Annotated in this window: 3 protein-coding genes; 1 reads left to right on the top strand and 2 read right to left on the bottom strand. The window is 48.6% G+C overall.

Annotation, left to right across the window (positions count from 1 at the left end):
• On the top strand, nucleotides 1-459 hold a 459-nt coding region (locus tag H6G62_RS26475), incomplete at its 5' end, for a transposase (RefSeq protein WP_190500748.1).
• A gap of 12 nt (nucleotides 460-471) precedes the next feature.
• Here H6G62_RS26475 and H6G62_RS26480 read toward each other — a convergent pair.
• Together H6G62_RS26480 and H6G62_RS26485 are read right to left on the bottom strand one after the other, a co-directional pair.
• Nucleotides 472-624, bottom strand: a complete 153-nt coding sequence (locus H6G62_RS26480) for a hypothetical protein (RefSeq protein WP_190500750.1) — start codon at nucleotides 622-624, stop codon at nucleotides 472-474.
• A 678-nt stretch (nucleotides 625-1302) separates the two neighbouring features.
• Nucleotides 1303-2733 (bottom strand): IS66 family transposase, encoded by a 1431-nt coding sequence (locus tag H6G62_RS26485; RefSeq protein ID WP_190500753.1) that lies wholly within the window; start codon nucleotides 2731-2733, stop codon nucleotides 1303-1305.
• Nucleotides 2734-3113: the final 380 nt, after the last annotated feature.

The following is a 3113-nucleotide window of genomic DNA, read 5'->3' on the forward strand; positions in this document are numbered from 1 at the left end:
CGTCTTTCGAATAAGAAGCGCATTGTTGATTTTATCAGTAAGGGAACTGGTGATAGCTTTTTCAGTGTCCTCCATGGATTCTACGAAGAAGTGAAACAGGAATGGGTTGGAGAAGGTAGACGGATCGAAGACTTTGAGCAGGATGGCCCTAAGATTCTTATCATTTTAGATAATGCAAGTATTCATAAAAAGGCAGAGATTCTAGAGAAGATAGCGCAGGAGATGCCCAACATTGTTTTAGAATTTCTGCCACCCTACAGTCCGGACTATAATTTAATCGAGTTAGTTTGGCACTCTGCATTAGTTTGGCACTCTGCAAAGGAATTTATTGCCAATCGTCTATTTGAATCAATTGAGGATCTAGAAGCGCTTGTTCATAACCTGTTGAACGAAGGACAGCTTGTCATCAACTGGGATCGCAAGATCAAAAATAAAGGAAACACAGTCAATGCAATTTAAATGCATATCAGCTTATCTAGCCGCACTAGATCCAGTCTCTAATCTATCAAATAAGCCCAGATAAGCACCTGCTGAAATATAGTAGTCTGCTTGCCTGACATCAAACGCATATTCTGTTGTAATTTCATCTTTAGTTAATGAATCATTGATATAGAGTTTATCCATCAAATCAATGATTCTTTCAAACTTATCTGCTTGTGGAAAAGTTGAGCGATCCTCCTCTTCAATTACTTCTATCCTCTTGGATAGTTCTCTTAGATCTGTTAAGTCAATTTCATAATGTCCAATACAGTACCTATGTATAGGGCACCTCGATTAATTACCGTATAGCGAACATGAAAAGCCTGAAACCCCTGAAATCTCGTAGCTACTCCCACGAAGATTTGGATTTTTCGAGGTGCCCTATAGATTTTAATTGGAGTGAGTCATAGTGATAAACATTGAGAAAATCAAATATGGGCACCTCGATTAATTGCCTTATTGCGAGTTTCTGGAGCCTGAAACCGTTAGCCTATCGTAGGCGTTCTCAATAAAATCCGTATTTTTCGAGGTGCCCATATATAGAACGTAAAAATATTATTAGAAAAAGAAAGAAAGATTGGAATTACTTCTTTGCCAATCTTAGACTGCCATAGTCGATAGGGATAGTAGAGCTGTCTGATAATAAAATCATCTAGAGACTGACATTTTGCCTCAATAATAGCAAACTTGCTTTCACCTTCAAAGCCTCCATCTATTTCACATTGAGCATTTTCAACTGGTAATTAGTCACAGCAATAAGGGAGGCTTAATGAGAAAGCCTCCAGAGCCCCAGGATTATCTCGGCGAAAGAGCAGGGGGGGATCACCCCGAAGCGGCGATGAGCTCAAAGAGGTGGTCTACCGCGTTTTTACCCTGACGGCGCATGGATTCGAGAAAACTGAACATCATCGCGACTAACTGAGCCCCCCAATCACTGCGGGCACCACCGGAGACTTTGCGATGAATCACCACGGGTCGCAAGCCTCGCTCGGCCTCGTTGTTGTCAGGCTTGACCTCAGGATGGGTGAGGAACGTAAACCAGTCTGACCCATGCCTGCGAAACCGATTCGCTAACCCTTGAGAATCCGTCGCCCAACGCCCCGTTTGGGGATGCTCTAGCACGTAAGCTAACTCCGCTTCAAGGATGGGTCTGAGGGCTTGGAGTTCGGCCAAACTGAGTTGCCCCTGATGGGAGTCCCGGTGGGCTTGGCGGGCGGTGTGGATAATGGGGAAGATTCGGTGGGCGAACTCGCGATTTTCCGGGAAGCGAGAGGTGGTTAAGGCCTTGAGTTCCCGCTCTAGGTGCGCCCAGCACTTCTGCTTGGCCCCCGCCGATTGCAGCCCATAGGCCGACCAGTCGTCGCTGCTGAGGATGCCTGCGAAGTCCTCACCCAACAGCGTTTTGACCTCCGCTGAACTGCGGGTGGGGGCCAAGAACAGCACGCAGCATTCCGGTGCGACGGCAATCCAAATCCAATGATTCACCCCGTTGACGCGATAACTGGTCTCATCGACACAGCGCACCCCAGGCTGTTGAATCCAACGCCACCATGGCTCATAGGGGGGGTGTAGGGCGGCACAAAACCACTGATGTACCTTGGCTAAACTGCCTTGAGACATCGGCACACCGAAGATGCTCTCGACCACATAGCGCTGTTTTGACCACGACAGGTTGCCCCCATAGCCCAGCCAACCCACCCCACTACTTAACCGTCCGCCATAGCTAAACCCCTCCCGGCACCCGATCGGCCAATCCGGGTAACCCTGCCACTCGCAGGCGGGACATCGATACCGGGGCCGCTCGTACTCCCACACTTCAACCAGTTTCGGCACCAGTTCGGCCACCGGCTGGCGCTGGGTTCCCTGGGGTTGGCGTTCCACCTCACCCCCGCAGACCGGGCAGCGCTCCACCTCGAACAACACGGCGTGATCCATCCAGCCAAAGCCGTTGCGCGTTGTGCCGGGATGGTTATATTTGGGACCTCGTTTTCGTTGCGGCTTTTGCTGATCCCGGTTCGGTTTCTTCACCCCATCCGAGGAGGGTGGCTGGGAACTCGTTTCACTCGTGCGCCCACTCAGCTTCCTCCGTTTTTCAGTGAGACCCTCGAACTGCTCCTCTAGCTCCTTAACCCGCTGCCTCAGTTGCTCGGTCTCTGCACGTTGCTCACCGTAACGCTCGTACCAATACCGCGCCCCTTGCTCTTCAGGGTCGATCTCCGGCAGGGTTGGCTCTGGACGGGGCTGTATCGTCATGCCCCTTATGCTACAAGCTTTGGCCCCATTCGCAATAGCCCAGCTTTGTTGCGGTGACTAATTACTTCAACTGTAATGCGTTGCTTGCCTTCAATTCTAGAATTGGGCACCTCGAAAAATCCAAATCTTCGTGGAAGTAGCTACGAGATTTCAGGGGTTTCAGGCTTTTCATGTTCGCTATACGGTAATTAATCGAGGTGCCCAATTATGAATTTCATAATAAAACTTTCCAGTAGACATACGTCCAAACACTGTGAATAATGTTTTTTCATCTAAGCTGTTAGTCATCTAAACTGCGTATAATACATTAAAATTCTGGAATAAGCCATGGGAGTCAGAAACTATCTAACGTCAGAGGAAAAGCAAGAGCTTCAGAAGCA

This window comes from Phormidium sp. FACHB-1136, from assembly GCF_014697375.1.
Classification (GTDB): Bacteria; Cyanobacteriota; Cyanobacteriia; order Phormidesmidales; family Phormidesmidaceae; genus Nodosilinea.

What these genes read in the sequence shown, in the direction of transcription:
- H6G62_RS26480 (WP_190500750.1), bottom strand. Translation starts at nt 624, where the DNA reads ATGGATAAACTCTATATCAATGATTCATTAACTAAAGATGAAATTACA.
- H6G62_RS26485 (WP_190500753.1), bottom strand. Translation starts at nt 2,733, where the DNA reads ATGACGATACAGCCCCGTCCAGAGCCAACCCTGCCGGAGATCGACCCT.